The sequence below is a fragment of the Cellulomonas sp. EB106-03-03-XG116 genome, from assembly GCF_058792015.1.
The window spans coordinates 1-16,007 of the sequence record NZ_JBYTEP010000069.1 but is presented as its reverse complement, the minus strand read 5'-3'; the positions used below and the strand labels follow the sequence as shown (position 1 = coordinate 16,007).

Annotated in this window: 11 protein-coding genes and 1 pseudogene; 2 read left to right on the top strand and 10 right to left on the bottom strand. The window is 77.4% G+C overall.

Annotated features, from left to right (window positions below):
* Nucleotides 1–93 precede the first annotated feature (93 nt).
* From AC3WUG_RS17750 to hemE, 7 genes are all read right to left on the bottom strand, one after another.
* Entirely contained in the window at nt 94–1,761 is a 1,668-nt protein-coding gene (locus AC3WUG_RS17750; RefSeq protein ID WP_492328870.1) for an ABC transporter substrate-binding protein, read from the bottom strand.
* A 298-nt stretch (nt 1,762–2,059) separates the two neighbouring features.
* Nucleotides 2,060–3,391 carry a glutamate-1-semialdehyde 2,1-aminomutase gene (hemL, locus tag AC3WUG_RS17745; RefSeq protein WP_492328873.1) on the bottom strand — a complete coding sequence of 444 codons (1,332 nt, stop codon included), beginning with the start codon at nt 3,389–3,391 and terminating at the stop codon, nt 2,060–2,062.
* A 5-nt stretch (nt 3,392–3,396) separates the two neighbouring features.
* Nucleotides 3,397–4,353 carry a porphobilinogen synthase gene (gene hemB, locus AC3WUG_RS17740; protein ID WP_492328872.1) on the bottom strand — a complete coding sequence of 319 codons (957 nt, stop codon included), beginning with the start codon at nt 4,351–4,353 and terminating at the stop codon, nt 3,397–3,399.
* 89 nt (nt 4,354–4,442) lie between these two features.
* Nucleotides 4,443–5,384: a uroporphyrinogen-III synthase gene (locus tag AC3WUG_RS17735; RefSeq protein ID WP_492328869.1), complete on the bottom strand. Its 942-nt coding sequence runs from the start codon at nt 5,382–5,384 to the stop codon at nt 4,443–4,445.
* Nucleotides 5,381–6,367 carry a hydroxymethylbilane synthase gene (gene hemC, locus AC3WUG_RS17730; RefSeq protein ID WP_492328868.1) on the bottom strand — a complete coding sequence of 329 codons (987 nt, stop codon included), beginning with the start codon at nt 6,365–6,367 and terminating at the stop codon, nt 5,381–5,383. The genes AC3WUG_RS17735 and hemC overlap by 4 nt, the downstream gene beginning before the upstream one ends.
* Before the next feature lie 66 nt (nt 6,368–6,433).
* Nucleotides 6,434–7,951 carry a protoporphyrinogen/coproporphyrinogen oxidase gene (locus AC3WUG_RS17725; protein WP_492328867.1) on the bottom strand — a complete coding sequence of 506 codons (1,518 nt, stop codon included), beginning with the start codon at nt 7,949–7,951 and terminating at the stop codon, nt 6,434–6,436.
* 52 nt (nt 7,952–8,003) lie between these two features.
* Nucleotides 8,004–9,158: a uroporphyrinogen decarboxylase gene (gene hemE, locus AC3WUG_RS17720; protein WP_492328866.1), complete on the bottom strand. Its 1,155-nt coding sequence runs from the start codon at nt 9,156–9,158 to the stop codon at nt 8,004–8,006.
* Between the two features lie 52 nt (nt 9,159–9,210).
* Here hemE and AC3WUG_RS17715 point away from each other — a divergent pair, with 52 nt between their 5' ends.
* Nucleotides 9,211–10,464 (top strand): glutamyl-tRNA reductase, encoded by a 1,254-nt coding sequence (locus AC3WUG_RS17715; RefSeq protein WP_492328871.1) that lies wholly within the window; start codon nt 9,211–9,213, stop codon nt 10,462–10,464.
* Between the two features lie 121 nt (nt 10,465–10,585).
* Here the strand turns inward: AC3WUG_RS17715 and purB are convergent, their stop codons facing one another.
* Nucleotides 10,586–12,052, bottom strand: a complete 1,467-nt coding sequence (gene purB / locus AC3WUG_RS17710; protein WP_492328865.1) for an adenylosuccinate lyase — start codon at nt 12,050–12,052, stop codon at nt 10,586–10,588.
* A gap of 260 nt (nt 12,053–12,312) precedes the next feature.
* Between purB and AC3WUG_RS17705 the strand changes: the two genes are divergently transcribed.
* Nucleotides 12,313–13,866 (top strand): methyl-accepting chemotaxis protein, encoded by a 1,554-nt coding sequence (locus AC3WUG_RS17705; RefSeq protein WP_210417249.1) that lies wholly within the window; start codon nt 12,313–12,315, stop codon nt 13,864–13,866.
* Nucleotides 13,867–14,081: 215 nt separating this feature from the next.
* Here the strand turns inward: AC3WUG_RS17705 and AC3WUG_RS17700 are convergent, their stop codons facing one another.
* Both AC3WUG_RS17700 and AC3WUG_RS17695 read right to left on the bottom strand, forming a co-directional pair.
* Complete coding sequence (locus AC3WUG_RS17700) at nt 14,082–15,551, bottom strand: hypothetical protein (protein ID WP_492328864.1); 1,470 nt, start codon at nt 15,549–15,551, stop codon at nt 14,082–14,084.
* A gap of 108 nt (nt 15,552–15,659) precedes the next feature.
* Nucleotides 15,660–16,007: pseudogene (locus tag AC3WUG_RS17695) on the bottom strand (hypothetical protein); the annotation flags it as partial.

Genomic DNA, 16,007 nt, shown 5'->3' with positions numbered 1-16,007 from the left:
CCCCCCCCCCCCCCCCCCCCCCCCCCCCCCCCCCCCCCCCCCCCCCCCCCCCCCCCCCCCCCCCCCCCCCCGCCGGGCGTGGTGTCGGTCGGATCAGCCGAGGGAGAGCGCGCCGTAGCGGAACTTGAACGAGGCGTCGAGGGTGTCCTCGGCGCCGGTCACGTCCGCCCCGACGACGGCCACCTGGGCGCCCTGGAGGTACGGCACCGTGGACAGGTCCGCGGCGACCGCGTCCTGGATCTGCTCGATGAGCGCGGAGCGCTCGCCGGCGTCGGCGGTGACGGCCTGCTGCAGGATCAGGTCGTTCACCTCCTGGTTGTCGTAGTGGTTGCCCAGGAAGTTCTCCGTCAGGAAGAACGGCGTCAGGTAGTTGTCCGCGTCCGAGTAGTCCGGGAACCAGCCGAGCTGGTAGGCCGGGTACACGTCCGACGTGCGGTCCTTGGCGTACTGCACCCACTCGGTGGTCTGCAGGTCGACCGTGAACAGGCCGGTGGACTCGAGCTGGTCCTTGATCAGCGCGTACTCCTCGCCGGAGGACGGGCCGTAGTGGTCGTTGCTGTACTGCAGCGACAGCTGGACCGGGGTCTCGACGCCCGCGGCCTCGAGGGTCGACGCGGCCTTGTCGGCGTCCGGGCCGCCCTCGCCGTCGCCGTACAGCGGCTTGAGCGACTCGGTCGCGCCGGTCAGGCCCTCGGGCACGTAGGAGTACAGCGGCGTGTAGGTGCCCTTGTAGACCTGGTCCGCGATCTCCTCGCGGTCGATCAGGTCGGCCACGGCCTGGCGGACGGCGAGCGCCTTGGCCTCGTCGGCCTCCGGCGTCGTCGCGCCGTACGGCTGCGTGTTGAAGTTGAACGTGATGTAGCGGATCTCGCCGCCGGGGCCGTCGACGACCTTGACGTTGTCGTCGCCGCGCAGGTCCTCGATGTCGGTCGCGGACAGGCTGCGGAACGCCACGTCGACGTCGCCCTGCTGCACGGCCAGCTTCAGGTTGGACGCCTCGGCGTAGTACGTGACCGAGACCTCCTCGTTCTTCGGCGCGCCGAGCAGGCCCTGGTACTCCGGGTTCGCCTCGTACGACACGAGGTCGTTCTGGCTGTAGCCGGTGATCGTGTACGGGCCGGCGAACGCCTGGCCGTCGACGATCTCGTCGTCGGGGGTCAGCGCGTCGGCGGCGAAGACCTCCTCGTCGACGATCGGGCCCGCGGGACTCGACAGGATCTGCGGGAACACCTGGTCGTCCGGGGACTTGAGGGTGAACACGACGGTGGTGTCGTCCGGGGCCGCGACGCTGTCCAGGTTGTAGAGCAGCGAGCCGGGGCCGTTGCCGTCGTCCGCGCCCGACTCGAAGATCGCGAGCTGGCGGTCGAACGTGAACTTCACGTCGGAGGACGTGAGGTCGTTCCCGTTCGCGAACGTCAGGCCCGGCTTCAGGGTCACCGTGTACTCGGTGGGCGAGGTGAACTCGGCCGACTCGGCGATGTCCGGCTCGACGTCCGGGCTGCCGAACGGCGTGTTCATGAGGAACGGGTACACCTGGTTCATCACGGCGAACGAGCCGTTGTCGTAGGAGCCCGCGGGGTCGATCGTCGTGATCTTGTCGGTCGTGCCGATCAGCAGCGAGCCGCCGCCGGAGCCGCCGCCGTCCGACGTGTCGTCGCCGCCGCCGGAGCCGCCGCCGCACGCGGCGAGGACGAGGGCGGTGGCGGCCAGGCCGGCCGCGGAGACGATGCCGCGCCGGCGGCCGAGGGGAACCGCAGTCATGCGTGTACCTCTTCCCTGTGAAGGAGGTCCAGCCGGGGCGCGGCCGCCCGGGGTGACCCGGCGGCGCGTCCCCGGCCGCGTGGGGGATGGTCGCGTGACCACGGGCGCGCTCGCGCGCCCGTGACGTGGGTCATAGGAGTAGCACAGGATCTGAGATTTTCGAACATTCCCGTGTTACGCGGACATTTCACACCTGAAAAGGTGCAGGTCAGCGGCCTGGGATCCGGGATGTTACCGAGGGGTAGGAACCATTCTCAGGGCAATTCCTACCCCTCGGTCGGCAAGGGTGCGCCGGCGGTCACGCCGCGGGCGGCACCGCCTCGGCCGCCGCGCGGGCCGCCGCCGGGAGCGCCTCGACGATCCGGCCGAGCGCCGCGTCGTCGTGCGCGGCGGACACGAACCACGCCTCGAAGGCCGACGGCGGCGCGTACACCCCGTCGCGCAGCAGGCTGTGGAAGAACGCCGGGTAGCGCCACGACTCGGTCGCGAGCATCTGCGCGTAGTCGCGCGCGCCCGCGTCGGTGCCGAGCACGGTGCTGAACAGGTTGCCGGCGTGCTGCACGGCGTGCCGCAGGCCGGCGGCGGTGAGGGCCTCGTCCACGGCCGCCTGCAGCGTCGCGGACGCGCGGTCGACCGCCGCGTACACGGCGTCGTCGGCCAGGCGCAGCGTCGCCAGGCCGGCCGCCACGGCGACCGGGTTCCCGGACAGCGTGCCCGCCTGGTACACCGGGCCGACCGGCGCCAGCGCGTCCATCACCTCGGCGCGGCCGCCGAGCGCGGCGACCGGCATGCCGCCGCCGACGACCTTGCCGAACGTCAGCAGGTCGGGCGACCAGCCCTCGCGCGCCGCCTCGAGCCCCCACCAGCCGGCGGGGCCGACCCGGAACCCGGTGAGCACCTCGTCCTGGATCAGCAGGGCGCCGTGCTCGCGGGTGATCCGGGACAGCGCGGCGTTGAAGCCGGGCTCCGGCGGGACGACGCCCATGTTCGCCGGCGCGGCCTCGGTGATCACGGCGGCGATCCGGGTGCCGTGCTCGGCGAACGCGGCCTCCACGGCGGCGACGTCGTTGTACGGCAGCACGATCGTCTCGGCCGCGATCGCCGCGGGGACGCCGGCCGACCCGGGCAGCGCGAACGTCGCGAGGCCGGAGCCCGCGGCCGCCAGCAGGCCGTCCGAGTGCCCGTGGTAGAGGCCGGCGAACTTCACGACCGTGTCCCGGCCGGTGACGCCGCGCGCCAGGCGGATCGCGGTCATGGTCGCCTCGGTGCCGGTGGACACCAGGCGCAGCCGCTCGACCGCCGGCACCCGGGCGCGGACCGCCTCGGCGAGCTCCACCTCGGCGAGCGTCGGCGCACCGAAGCTCAGGCCCCGGCCGGCGGCCTCGCGGACGGCCTCGACGACCTCCGGGTGCGCGTGCCCCAGGAGCGCGGGCCCCCAGGACCCGACGAGGTCGACGTACTCGCGGCCCTCGACGTCCGTGACGTACGCGCCGCGGGCGCTCGCCAGGAACCGCGGGGCCCCGCCGACGGAGCCGTACGCGCGGACGGGCGAGTTCACGCCGCCGGGCACGACGCCCCGCGCGCGGTCGAACAGCCCCTCGTTCGTGCTGGACGTGCCCGTGCTGGTCACCCCGGTCACCGCCACTCCTCCCGCAGCCAGTGGGCCAGCTCGACGGCCCAGTACGTCAGCACCTGGTCGGCGCCCGCGCGGCGGATGCCGAGCACGGACTCCGTGATCGCGCGGCGGCGGTCCAGCCAGCCCTGCGCGGCGGCCGCCTCGACCATCGCGTACTCGCCGGACACCTGGTAGGCCGCGACCGGCACGGTGCTGACGGCGGCGACGTCGGCGAGCACGTCCAGGAACGCGCCGGCCGGCTTCACCATGACGAGGTCGGCGCCCTCCTCGATGTCGAGGGCGACCTCGCGCAGCGCCTCGCGGCGGTTCGCCGGGTCCATCTGGTACGTCCGGCGGTCGCCCTCGAGGGTCGACTCCACCGCGTCGCGGAACGGGCCGTAGAGGACGCTCGCGAACTTCGCGGCGTAGGCGAGCACGGCCACGTCGTCCCGGCCGGCGGTGTCGAGGACGTCCCGGATCACGCCGACCTGGCCGTCCATCATGCCGCTCGGCGCGACCACGTGGGCGCCCGCCTCGGCCTGGACCAGCGCCATCTCGGCGTACCGCTCGAGGGTCGCGTCGTTGTCCACCCGGCCGTCCGCGGTGAGCACGCCGCAGTGGCCGTGGTCGGTGAACTCGTCGAGGCAGAGGTCCGCCTGGATCACCAGCGCGTCACCGACCTCGGCCCGGACGTCGGCGATCGCGCGGTTGAGCACGCCGTCGGGGTCGGTCGCCCCGGAGCCGACCGCGTCCCGGGTCAGCGGGACGCCGAACAGGTTCACGGCGGCGACCCCGGCCGCGGCGGCCTCGGCGGCGGCCCGGCGCAGGGAGTCCCGGGTGTGCTGGACGACGCCGGGCATCGACGCGATCGGCGCGGGCTCGGCCAGGCCCTCCTTGACGAACATCGGCAGCACCAGGTCGGCCGGGTGCAGCCGGACCTCGCTGACGGAGCGGCGGAGGGCGGCGGTGCCGCGCATCCGGCGCGGGCGGACCCGGCCCGGTCGCGCGGCGGCGACAGCGGCGGCCGTCGACAGCGGGAGGGTCGGGGTGTCGGGTGCGGGTGCGGTCATGCGTGCTCTCCGTCCGGATGGGCCGCCCGGGGTGCGGCGGCGGGGGTGTCGTCCGGCGCGGCGGGGTGGGCCGCGGCCGGGCTCTCGTCGGTGGGGGCGCCCGCGTCCTGGGCGTCGTCCCGCGCCGCGGCGGCGCGCGCGAGGGCGGCGACGAGGCCGCCCGGGGTCTGGTCGTCGGCGACGGCGTGCACCGGCAGCCCGGCGCGCCGGGCCTCGGCGGCGGTCGAGTCGCCGATGCAGCACACGAGGGTGCCCGCGGGCGGGGCGCCGAGCATCGCGAGCAGGTTCCGCGCGGTGCTGCCCGACGTGAGCAGGACCGCGTCCACCCGCCCGGCGGCGTACGCGTCGCGCACCTCCGGCTCGGGGGCCGGGCCGGGGACCGTGCGGTAGGTGACGACGACGTCGACCGGCCAGCCGCGCGCGGCCAGGCCCGCGGCCATCGTCGGCGCGGCGAGGTCGCCGAGCGGCAGCAGCACCCGGGCGGGCTCCTCGCCGGCGGCCGGCCAGGCCGCCAGCAGCGCGACGGCCGAGGAGCGCCCGGCCGGCACCAGGTCGACCCGGACGCCCGCCTCGCGCAGCGCCCGGGCGGTGCTGCCGCCGACCGCGGCCACCCGGACCCCGTCGAGCAGGTCGGCCAGCGTGTGCCCGGTCTCCTCCGCGCGGTCCACGAGCACGGGCACGGCGGCGGCGCTGGTGACCGCGACCCAGCCGTAGTAGCCGACCTCGAGCGCGAGCAGCGCGTCGTCGAGCTCGGTGGGGTCGTACGGCGGGACGGTCTGGATCAGCGGGACGACCAGCGGCTCGGCGCCGGCCGCGTGCAGGGCGATGACCAGGGGGTCCGGCCCCTCGGTGGCCCGCGGGACGAGGACGGTCCGGCCGGCCAGCGGCCCGGCGGGGAGGGTGTGCGCGGTCGCGGCGGCGCCGTCGGCGCCCGTCACGCGCCCAGCTCCGCCAGCTCGGCGGCGCCCGCGCCCAGCAGGTCCTCGGCGAGCCGGGTGCCGAGGGCGGCCGCGGCGAGCGCGACCCGGCCGGCGGCCGCGGCGGGGTCCGCGTCGGCCGGACCCGTCGCGCCGCCCGCCAGCGTCGTCGACGCGGTCCGGCGCAGCGCCTCGGTGCCGTCGGTCCGGAGCACGACCGCCTCCAGCGTCAGCACGTCGTCCGCGCCGAGCCGCGCGTGCGCGCCCACCGGCGCGGCGCACCCCGCCTCGAGCCGGCTGAGCAGCGCGCGCTCGGCGAGCACGGCCAGGTGCGTGGGCCGGTGGTCCAGGGCGGCCAGCGCCCGGGCGAGGGGCGTGCCGGCGGCGGCGTCCTCGGCGCGGACCTCGACCGCCAGCGCGCCCTGGGCGGGCGCCGGGGTCATCACGTCGAACGGCAGCGCGTCGGTGACGGCGTCCAGCCGGCCCAGCCGCGCCAGGCCCGCCCGGGCGAGGACGACCGCGTCGAGGTCGTCCTCGATCCGGCGCAGCCGGGTGTCGACGTTGCCGCGGATGTCGACCACCCGCAGGTCGGGGCGGGCGGCGCGCAGCTGCGCCGCGCGCCGAGGCGAGCCGGTGCCGACCGCCGCGCCCTGCGGCAGCGTCGCCAGCGTGCGGCCGTCGCGGGCGCACAGGGCGTCCCGCGGGTCCTCGCGCACGGGGACCGCCGCGACGACCAGGCCCGGGGCCACGGCGGTCGGCAGGTCCTTGAACGAGTGCACCGCGACGTCGCAGCGGCCGTCGAGCAGGGCGTCCCGGAGGGCGGTCACGAACACGCCCGTGCCGCCCAGGGTGGCCAGCGACCCGGTGAGCCGGTCGCCGTCCGTGCGGACGCGCACCAGCTCGTGCGGGCCGGCGCCGAGCGCGGTCAGCGCGTCGGCCACGTGCCCCGTCTGGGTGAGGGCGAGCGCGCTCGCACGGGTGCCGACCCGGACCGTCTGGGGCATGTCCCCAGTCTCGGCCACCCCGCGCGGATCTGTCGAAACCGCGGGTCGTGGGCTGCGGTGCACGGGTCAGGCCTCCGGGGGTGGGGTGCGGTCGGGGTCGGCGGGCGGGGCGGACGAGGCGAGCGCCGCCGCGGTGGCTCGGGCGTCGGGGACGACGGAGGCGAGGCCGTTGCCGGACACCCACGCGCCCACCACGGCGAGGCCGGGCACGCCCGCGACGGCGTCCCGGGCCCGCCGCACGGTCTCCCGGTGCGCGGCGCTGGGGACGGGCAGCCCCTGGCGCCAGCGCACCCGGGCGGCGGCGCGGACCTGCTCGCGGCGCAGGGGGACGCCGAGCACGGCCGCGGCGTCCCGCACCGCCAGGTCCGTGAGCGCGTCGAGGTCGCGCGGCAGCGCGTCCGCCCCGTCCTCGCCGGCCCGGCCGTAGGAGAGCCGCACGACGTGCCGGCCCGGGCCCGCCGCCTCGGCGAGCCACGCCCACTTCGCCGTCGCGTGCGTCAGCGCCTTGGCCCGCACGCCGGCGACGCCGCGGGCGACCAGCACGCCGGTGCCGCGCGGGGCCGCGTCGAGCGCCGGGGCGTCCAGCACCAGGGTCACGAGCACGATGTCGGCGCCGGGGTCCGTCGTCAGGCCCGCCAGGCCCGGGGCGACGCCGGCCAGCAGGTCGACGGCGCGCGGGGTCGCGACGACCAGGCGCGGGGCGGTGAGCGTCCCCGACCCGTCCGGCCCGTCGACGGTGACGTCGAACCCGCCGGCGGCGCGGGCGACCGCCCGCACGGACGCCCCGCTGCGCACCGAGCCGCCGCGCGCCAGGACGTCCGCCACCAGGGCGTCGACCAGCACGTGCAGCCCACCCCGGAACCCCGCGACCGCGGACCCCGCGGGGGCGAGCGCGCGCTGCGCCGTCACCCCGCGGGCGAGGGACCCCTCGCGGCGCACCGCGGCGACCAGCCCGGGGGCGACGGCGTCCGCGGCGACGTCGTCCGGCTCGGCCGCGTGCACGCCGGCGACGACCGGCCGGACCAGGCGGTCCAGCACCCGCCGACCCGCCCGGGCGCGCACGAGGGCGCCGAGCGTCGTGCCGTCCGCGGTCCCGACCCGCGCGGGCAGCACGCGGTCCAGCGAGGCGCGCAGCGAGCCCGCGACCCCGATCGTGCGGCGGACGTCCGGCGCCCACGGGTCGGCCGGGATCCCCAGCAGCCCGGTCCGGGGGAGCGGGCCCGCGCCGCCGGGCAGCCGCACCCAGGCGCCGTGCTTCTCGGGCGTGACCACGCGGTCGGCGAGCCCCAGCTCGTCGGCCAGCGCCGCGACCACGCCGCCGCGGGTGGCGAACGACTCGGCGCCCGCGTCCAGGGACAGGCCGTCCACCTCGTGCCGGCCGACGACGCCGCCGGGCGACTCCCACGCCTCGAGCACCAGCGGGCGCAGGCCGGCGAGGGCCAGCTCGCGCGCGGCGACGAGCCCCGCCACGCCGCCGCCGACGACGAGGGCGTCCCAGGCCGCGCCCGGGGGTGCCCCCGGGTCGGCGGGTCGTGCGGTGCCGGGTGCCCGGTCCTCGTCGTTCGTGGTCGCGTCCTTCCTCATCCGTCCAGCCTGCCGCGTCCCGGTGACCGGGGGGTGGGACCGGACCCCTACCTCAGAGCCCGTGCACCAGCGCCACGACGCGGGTCAGCACGTCGGGGTCGGTCTCCGGCGGCACGCCGTGGCCCAGGTTCACGACGTGCCCCGGGGCCGAGGCGCCGCGGGCGACCACGTCGCGCACGTGCGCCTCCAGCACCGGCCACGGGGCCGCGAGCAGCGCGGGGTCGACGTTGCCCTGCACCGGCACGCGGCCGTCGAGCCGGCGGACCGCCTCGTCCAGGCCGATCCGGTGGTCGACGCCGACGACGTCGGCGCCCACGTCCCGCATCGCGGCCAGCAGCTCGCCGGTGCCGGTGCCGAAGTGCACGCGCGGCACCCCGAGATCGGCCACGTGCGCCAGCGCGCGGGTCGAGGCGGGCGCCACGCGGGCGGTGTAGTCGGCGAGGGACAGCGACCCGGCCCAGGAGTCGAACAGCTGCGCCGCGCTGGTGCCCGCGAGCACCTGCGCCCGCAGGAACGCGCCGGTCACGTCCGCGGCCCACTCGGTGAGCGCGCGCCAGGTGCCCGGGTCCGCGTGCATGAGCGTGCGCGCGGCCAGGTGGTCCCGGGACGGCCGGCCCTCGACCAGGTAGGCGGCCAGCGTGAACGGCGCGCCCGCGAACCCGATCAGCGGGGTCGACCCGAGCGCGGCGGTCGTCAGCCGGACGGCCTCGACCACCGGGGCCAGCACCTCGGCGGTGAGCGACTCGGCGGGGTGCGCGGCGCGCAGCCGCGCGACGTCGTCCGCCGTGCGCACCGCCGAGCCCATGACCGGGCCGACGCCGGGCTGGATGTCGACGTCCACGCCCGCGAGCCGCAGCGGGATCACGATGTCCGAGAAGAAGATCGCCGCGTCCACGCCGTGCCGGCGGACCGGCTGCAGGGTGATCTCCGACGCCAGGTCCGGGGTCAGGCAGGCGTCCAGCATCGCGGTGCCCTTCCGGGCCTCCCGGTACTCCGGCAGCGACCGGCCGGCCTGGCGCATGAACCACACCGGGCGCCGGCTCGGCGTGCGGCCGCGGAAGGCGTCCACGAGGGGCGCGTGCGCCGTGCGGCCGTCCACCAGCGGGTGGTCGGCGGGCAGGCCGGCGCCGTCGGGGAGCGACGGGAGGGCGGGGGCGGGGGTCGCCGGGGCGCTCGCGGGCGCGTCGGGGCGTGACGGAGTCGACATCGGGACGATTGTGCCCCGTCTTCCCTGGAGTGATTAAATTCTTGGCGTGGTGATGCTGTCGTTGGTGGCCAGCCATCACGACCTCGACCTGTCCGTGCTGGAGCGGTTGTCCGCCGACACCCACGCCGTCGGGCGGGAGATCGTGACGGCCTCGGAGTCGATCGCGGGGGCGGTCGTCCTGGCGACCTGCAACCGCTTCGAGCTGTACCTGGACGTCGCCGACGCGGACGCCGCCGACGAGGCGCGGTCGGCCGTGGCCGGCACCGTCGCCGCCCGCTCCGGCTACAGCGCGGAGCGCGTCGCGGACGCGCTCACCCCCGCCACCGGCCCCCGGGTCGTCGAGCACCTGTTCGCCGTCGCCTCCGGGCTGGAGTCGATGGTCGTCGGCGAGCGGGAGATCGCGGGGCAGGTCCGCCGCGCGCTCACCGCCGCCCGCCGCGACGGGACCACGACCTCCGACCTCGAGGGCCTGTTCCAGTCCGCCTCCCGCGCGTCCCGCGCCGTCGAGGGCCGCACCGGCCTGGGCGCCGCCGGCCGCTCCGTCGTGGGCGTCGCGCTCGACCTCGTCGAGGACGGCCTGCCGGACTGGTCGGACGTGCGCTGCCTGCTGATCGGCACCGGCTCCTACGCCGGCGCCAGCCTCGCCGCGCTCAAGGCCCGCGGCTGCCGGGACGTGCTCGTGTACTCGGCCAGCGGCCGCGCGGGCCGGTTCGCCGCGCAGCGCGGGGTGACCGCCGCGACCGACGACCTCGCCGCGAGCCTCGCCGGCGTCGACCTGGTCGTGGCCTGCAGCGGTGCCTCCGGCGCGGTCCTCGACGTCGACGCGCTGATCCGCGCCCGGTCCGCCGAGGCCGCCCTCGGCGCCCGCCCGCTGGCCGTCCTCGACCTCGCCCTGCAGCACGACGTCGACCCCGCGGTCGGCGAGCTGCCCGGGGTGCGGCTGGTCAGCCTCACCACCGTCGCCGACCACGCCCCCGACGGGCACTCCGCGACGGTCGCCGAGGCGCGTGCGCTGGTCGAGGAGCAGGCCGCGACGTTCGAGCGCGACCTGCGCACCCGGCAGTGGAACCCGCCGGTCGTGGCCGAGCGCCGCCGGGTGCTCGAGGAGCTCGGGCTCGCCGTCGACGGCCTGCCCGAGCGCGAGGCCCGCGCGCTGCGCCGCCGGGTGCGGTCCGCCCTGCACGCCCCGACGGTCCGCGCCCGCGAGGCCGCCCGGGCGGGCGACGCCGCGGCGTACGCCGCCGCGCTGGCGGACCTGGCCGCGGTCGAGGTCCCGCGCCCGGCGCTCTCGGCCCCGGCGCGCTGACCCGCGGGCCCGCCGCGGCCCGCGCATCGCGCGAGTTCGGTGCCTCCCGCCGCGTTCGGTACCTCCAGCCACCGAACCGGGCGGGAGCCACCGAACGCGGCGGTCCCGCACCGCGCGGGGGTCAGGCGTCCAGGTACCGGAGGAGATCCGCCGCCAGGCCCGTGTAGCCGGCCGGGGTCAGCGCCTGGAGGCGGGCCTCGACGTCGGCCGGCAGGCCCAGGCCCGCGATGAACTCCCGCATGTCGTCCGCCGTGAGCCGGCGGCCGCGGGTCAGCTCCTTGAGCCGCTCGTACGGGTTCTCCATGCCGGTGACCCCCGCGACCGCGGCCGCGCGCATCGCCGACTGGACGGGCTCGCCCAGGACCTCCCAGTTCTGGTCGAGCTCCCGTGCCAGCAGGTCGCGGTCCACCGACAGCGCGGCGAGGCCGCGGCGCACGTTGTCGACCGCGAGCAGCGAGTGCCCGAACGCGGGCCCGATGTTCCGCTGCGTGGTGGAGTCGGTGAGGTCCCGCTGCAGGCGGCTGGTGACCAGCGTCGCGCCGAGCGAGTCGAGCAGGGCGCAGGACAGCTCGAGGTTCGCCTCGGCGTTCTCGAACCGGATCGGGTTCACCTTGTGCGGCATCGTCGACGAGCCCGTCGCCCCGGCGACCGGGATCTGGGTGAACACGCCGCGGGAGATGTACGACCACACGTCGGTCGCGAGGTTGTGCAGCACCCGGTTGAACCGCGCCACGTCGGCGTACAGCTCGGCCTGCCAGTCGTGCGACTCGATCTGCGTCGTCAGCGGGTTCCAGGTCAGGCCCAGGTGCTCGACGAACGTGCGGCTGACCTCGGGCCAGTCCGCGCCGGGGACCGCGACCACGTGCGCGCCGTAGGTGCCGGTCGCGCCGTTGAGCTTGCCCAGGTACTCCGCGCCCTCGACCCGACGCAGCTGGCGGCGCAGCCGGTGCGCGAGGACCGCGAGCTCCTTGCCGAGCGTGGTGGGCGTCGCGGGCTGGCCGTGGGTCAGCGCGAGCATCGGCACGTCGGCGAGGTCGCGGGCCGTGGCGGCGAGGTCGTCGACGAGGCCGGTCGCGGCGGGCAGCCACACGTCCCGCACCGCCCCGCGGACCATGAGCGAGTACGACAGGTTGTTGATGTCCTCGCTGGTGCAGCAGAAGTGCACGAGCTCGGAGACCGACGGCAGCACCGTGCCCCCGCCGAGCACCGACGGCGCCGCGGCGATCCTCTCCTTGAGGAAGTACTCGACGGCCTTCACGTCGTGCACGGTGGTGCGCTCGATCTCGGCCAGCCGGGCGACGTCGTCGGCGCCGAACTCCGCCACGACCGCTCGCAGGTACGCCTGGTCCGCGTCGGACAGCACCGGCGCGCCGGGGACCACGCCGTGGGTGGTCAGGTGGATCAGCCACTCGACCTCGACGTGCACCCGCTCGCGGTTCAGCGCGGCCTCGGACAGGTGGTCGACCAGCGGGGCGACGGTCCGGCGGTACCGGCCGTCGAGCGGGCCGAGGGCGATCGGCGGCTCGACGTCGGCGAGCGACGTGCGGGCGGCGGGCGCGGCGGACGGGCTGCTCTCGTGCGCGGGCATGGGCCGCATCCTCCCACGACGGGCGATCGGGTGATCCGCGGCCGACGCCCCGCGGACCGCCCTCCCCCGTCGGAGCAGGTCAGGCGGCCGGGGACGACCCCGGAGCCGCGCTCGGGCGGGTGACGCCGTGCGCCCGGACGGGGAGAGCGCTCGCCCGATCCCTCACGCGGCGGCCGTGGCTGCCGATGCGGAGGCCACTCGGGGGAGCCGTGCGGAGCAGACGCACCAGGCGCACGGGCACAGCAGCGAGGGGTACGGACATGGCGGGTCTCAGGGGGCGGCGGGGCTCCGCGGCCGAGCCGGCGCAGGGCGCCGACGTGGAGCGGGAGCTCCGGGCGCTGGACGACGTGGTCCGCGCGCTCGGCTCGTCGGGCGACGGCGACCTGGGGGACATCGTCGAGACGATCCGGGGCGCCCTCGGCTTCGCGTACGCGTCGGCCTGGCGGGTCGACCCGGCCGAGGGCGCGCTCGTGTTCGTCGCGCAGACGGGGCACCTGTCCCGCGAGCTCACCGAGATGACGCCGGGCTACCGGATGCCGAAGGGCGTCGGGCTGTGCGGGCTCGCGTGGCAGCGGGACGGCGTGCTGCCGGTCGCGGACCTGAACGAGCACGCGACCAACTGCACCCGCGGCGAGGCGTTCCTGCGCGCCGGCGCCCGCGGCGCGATGACCATGCCGCTGTGGCACCGCGGCGAGGTCGTGGCGGTGCTGGACTTCCTGTCCACCGAGCGCCGCTCGGAGGGGCCCGCGCAGGTGCTCGTCCTCGACGTGCTGGCCCGGACGGTCTCGCAGGCGCTGGAGGCGCGCCGCGCCGCGGACGAGATCGCCCAGGTCGCGCGCGACCAGCAGGCCGTGACCGCGTCCGTCTCGAAGGTCGGCCAGTGCACCGACGAGGAGCAGGCGCTGCGCGTCGCCCTCGACACGGTGCGCGAGGAGTTCGGCTGGGACTACGGCTCCTACTGGGCGGTCGATCCCGAGGCGCGCGTGCTGCGGTTCCAGGTGGAGTCCGGCACCGCGGGCGAGGAGTTCCGCCGCGTCACGCTCGCCGCGAGCTTCGCCGAGGGCGTGGGGCTGGCGGGGCGCGCCTGGCGGGCCCGGGACCTCGTGTTCGTCCGGGACCTCGGCGAGCTCACCGACTGCGTGCGGGCACCCGCCGCGCAGCGCGCCGGCGTGCGCTCGGGGGTGTGCATCCCGGTGATCGTCGGCGACGAGGTCCTCGGGACGATGGACTTCTTCACCACCGCGACCATCGAGCTCACCGACAGCCGGCGCGGCTCGCTCCGCAACGTCGCGCGCCTGGTGTCCCAGCGGGTCGACATCCTGCGCGCCGCCCAGCGGGACCGCGCCGCGTCCGAGGCGCTGCTCGGCAGCGTCGCCCGGCTGTCGGAGAGCGCGTCCGAGGCCGTCCGGGTCGCCGAGGAGGCCGTCGCGCAGACCGCCGCCATGGCCGAAGAGGTCCGCACGCTCGAGGCGTCGTCCTCCGCCGTGGGGGACGTCATCCGGGTCATCTCGTCGATCGCGGACCAGACGAACCTGCTCGCCCTGAACGCCACGATCGAGGCCGCCCGCGCCGGGCAGGCCGGTCGCGGGTTCGCGGTCGTCGCCACCGAGGTGAAGGACCTCGCCGGCGGCACGTCGACCGCGACGTCGCGCGTCGAGCAGCAGGTCGCGGACATCCAGGCGAACACCGCCGCGGTGTCCCGGGGGATCGAGTCGGTGAGCACGACGATCCGGCGCATGGACGAGGTCCAGGCCCGGATCGGCGAGGTGCTCGACGAGCAGCGCGAGATGGCGCGGTCCTTCCGCGCCTCCTGACGCCGCGGTCCCGCGGAGCCCCGTGGGCGTGCCGCGGGCCGGCGACGGGCCCGCACCCGTCGCCGGCCGCGGTGGCCGGTTCCACTCCCTTCCTTCGGTTCCGGGGTCGGCGTCAGCGAGAGCCGCCCCGAGCTGCGGGGTCCGGGGACCACGGGGTCCGTCGGCCGGCGGAGGACCCGCATCCGCCGCCGGCCGACGGGTTCAGTGGCGGGCGGTCAGGTGAGCGCCACCCGCGGGATGCGGCGGAGCAGCAGGCCGAGGCCCACCAGGCCGAGCGCGGCCAGCACCGTCAGGGCGGCCGGGGCGCCCGTCGGGGCCAGCGCGGCCGGCACGGTCACCGCCGCCGCTGTCGCCGTCGAGCGGTCCAGGGCGGCGGCCAGGTCGGCCGCGGCGAGGACCCCGGAGGTGAAGCCGACGTCGGCGACCGTGGTGGTGCCGTCGTCGGTGGTGGCGCCGGGGCCCGTGGTGCCCTCGGTGCCGGTGCCCGGGTCGGTGCCGGTGCCCGGGGCGGTCCCGGTGCCCGGGTCGACCACCGCGGCGTCGCCGACCACGCCGAGCGCGAGGTCGCCGATCGAGACCGGCACGGTGACCGGCAGCGCGATGCCGATGCCGGACAGCAGGCCGTCGGTGTCGCCGGTGCCGGCCTCGGCGGTGGGGGTGCCGGTGCCGGTGGTGCCGGTCGACGTGGTGCTCGCGTCGCCGATCAGGCCGAGCGCGAGGTCGCCGACGATGATCGGGATGCTGATCGGCGCGGCCACGGAGGTGCCGGAGCCGGTGCCGTCGGCGTCGCCGGTGCCGGCCTCGGCCGTGGGGCCGCCGGCGGTGCTCCCGGTGCCGGTGCCGGAGGACGACGCCGTCCCGTCGCCCAGCACGCCGAGCGCCACGTTCCCGATGGTGATCGGGACGCTGATCGGAGCCGCGACGCTGGTGCCCGCGAGCGCGCCGTCGGCGTTCCCGGTGCCGGCCTCGGCCGTGGGGCCGCCGGCGGTGCTCCCGGTGCCGGTGGACGACGCCGTCCCGTCGCCCAGCACGCCGAGCGCCACGTCGCCGACGGTGATCGGGACGCTGATCGGCGCGGCCACCGCGGTGCCGGAGCCGATGCCCTCGGCGTCCCCGCCGCCGGACGTGGCGGTCGGTGCCTCGGTGCCGCCGACGGCGGGCGTGGTGCCACCGGTGGTGCTGGCGTCGCCGAGGACGCCGAGGGCGACCCCGTCGACGTCGACCGGGATGCTCACCGGGGCGGCGACGCCGGTCCCGGAGGCGATCCCGTCGGCCTCCCCGCCCCCGGCCGTGGCGGTCGGGGCGGTGGCGGGCGCTGCGGGAGCGGCCGGCGTCGTCGCGGACGCGTCGCCGAGGACGCCGACGGCGACCGTCGAGACGTCCACCGGGACGCTGACCGGGGCGGCCACGGCGGTGCCGGAGGCCACCCCCTCGGAGCTCCCCCCGCCGGCGTCGGCCGCCGGGGCGGGCGCCGCCGGGGCGGGCGCGGCCGCGGGTGCCGCAGCGGTGGTCGTCGCGTCCCCGAGGACGCCGGCGGCGAGGCCGGTCACGTCCACGGAGACGTCGACGGGTGCCTCGATCCCGAGGCCGGACAGCAGGCCGTCGTCGTCGGCGGCGTAGGCCGACACGGCCCCGGCGACGACGAGGCCGCCGGTCAGCAGAGCGGTGTGGACCGCTCGCCTCATGTTCGTGTGCATGATCGTCTTCCCCTGCTTCTGAGTCGGTGCGCCGGCGTGCGGCGCGAGGGCCCGTGGGGCGCGGCGGCACGGGTGCCGCGAGCGCCGGGGCCCGACTCAGGCGGGGAAGACGGGGACGTCGCGGAGACGGAGCGGGAGCTCGACGCGGTCGCGGGCGGCGGCGAGGAGCCGCGACCCGCCCAGGACCAGCGCGAGGGTCGTGAGGACCGCCAGGACGTCCTGGCCGGCGGCGGTGCGCAGCGGGCTGCCGGCGGCGCCGGTGCCGGACGGGGCCGGGGCGCTGGGCGCGGGCGGCACCGGGCGGTCGCCGCCGCCGACGGGCGCGGAGGCCGACCGGGCGGCGTCGTCGGTGCCCGTGGCCGGGAGGACCGCGTCGGAGGGGGCCGCGGCTGTCTCTTCTCCCCATCTGACGCTGCCGACGAAGGCCGTGGAGTGTAGATCTCG

Coding starts and splice junctions, on each gene's coding strand:
- AC3WUG_RS17725 (WP_492328867.1), bottom strand. CDS start 7,951: ATGAGGAAGGACGCGACCACGAACGACGAGGACCGGGCACCCGGCACC.
- hemB (WP_492328872.1), bottom strand. CDS start 4,353: ATGCGCGGCACCGCCGCCCTCCGCCGCTCCGTCAGCGAGGTCCGGCTG.
- hemC (WP_492328868.1), bottom strand. CDS start 6,367: ATGCCCCAGACGGTCCGGGTCGGCACCCGTGCGAGCGCGCTCGCCCTC.
- AC3WUG_RS17750 (WP_492328870.1), bottom strand. CDS start 1,761: ATGACTGCGGTTCCCCTCGGCCGCCGGCGCGGCATCGTCTCCGCGGCC.
- AC3WUG_RS17705 (WP_210417249.1), top strand. CDS start 12,313: ATGGCGGGTCTCAGGGGGCGGCGGGGCTCCGCGGCCGAGCCGGCGCAG.
- AC3WUG_RS17715 (WP_492328871.1), top strand. CDS start 9,211: ATGCTGTCGTTGGTGGCCAGCCATCACGACCTCGACCTGTCCGTGCTG.
- purB (WP_492328865.1), bottom strand. CDS start 12,052: ATGCCCGCGCACGAGAGCAGCCCGTCCGCCGCGCCCGCCGCCCGCACG.
- AC3WUG_RS17700 (WP_492328864.1), bottom strand. CDS start 15,551: ATGAGGCGAGCGGTCCACACCGCTCTGCTGACCGGCGGCCTCGTCGTC.
- hemE (WP_492328866.1), bottom strand. CDS start 9,158: ATGTCGACTCCGTCACGCCCCGACGCGCCCGCGAGCGCCCCGGCGACC.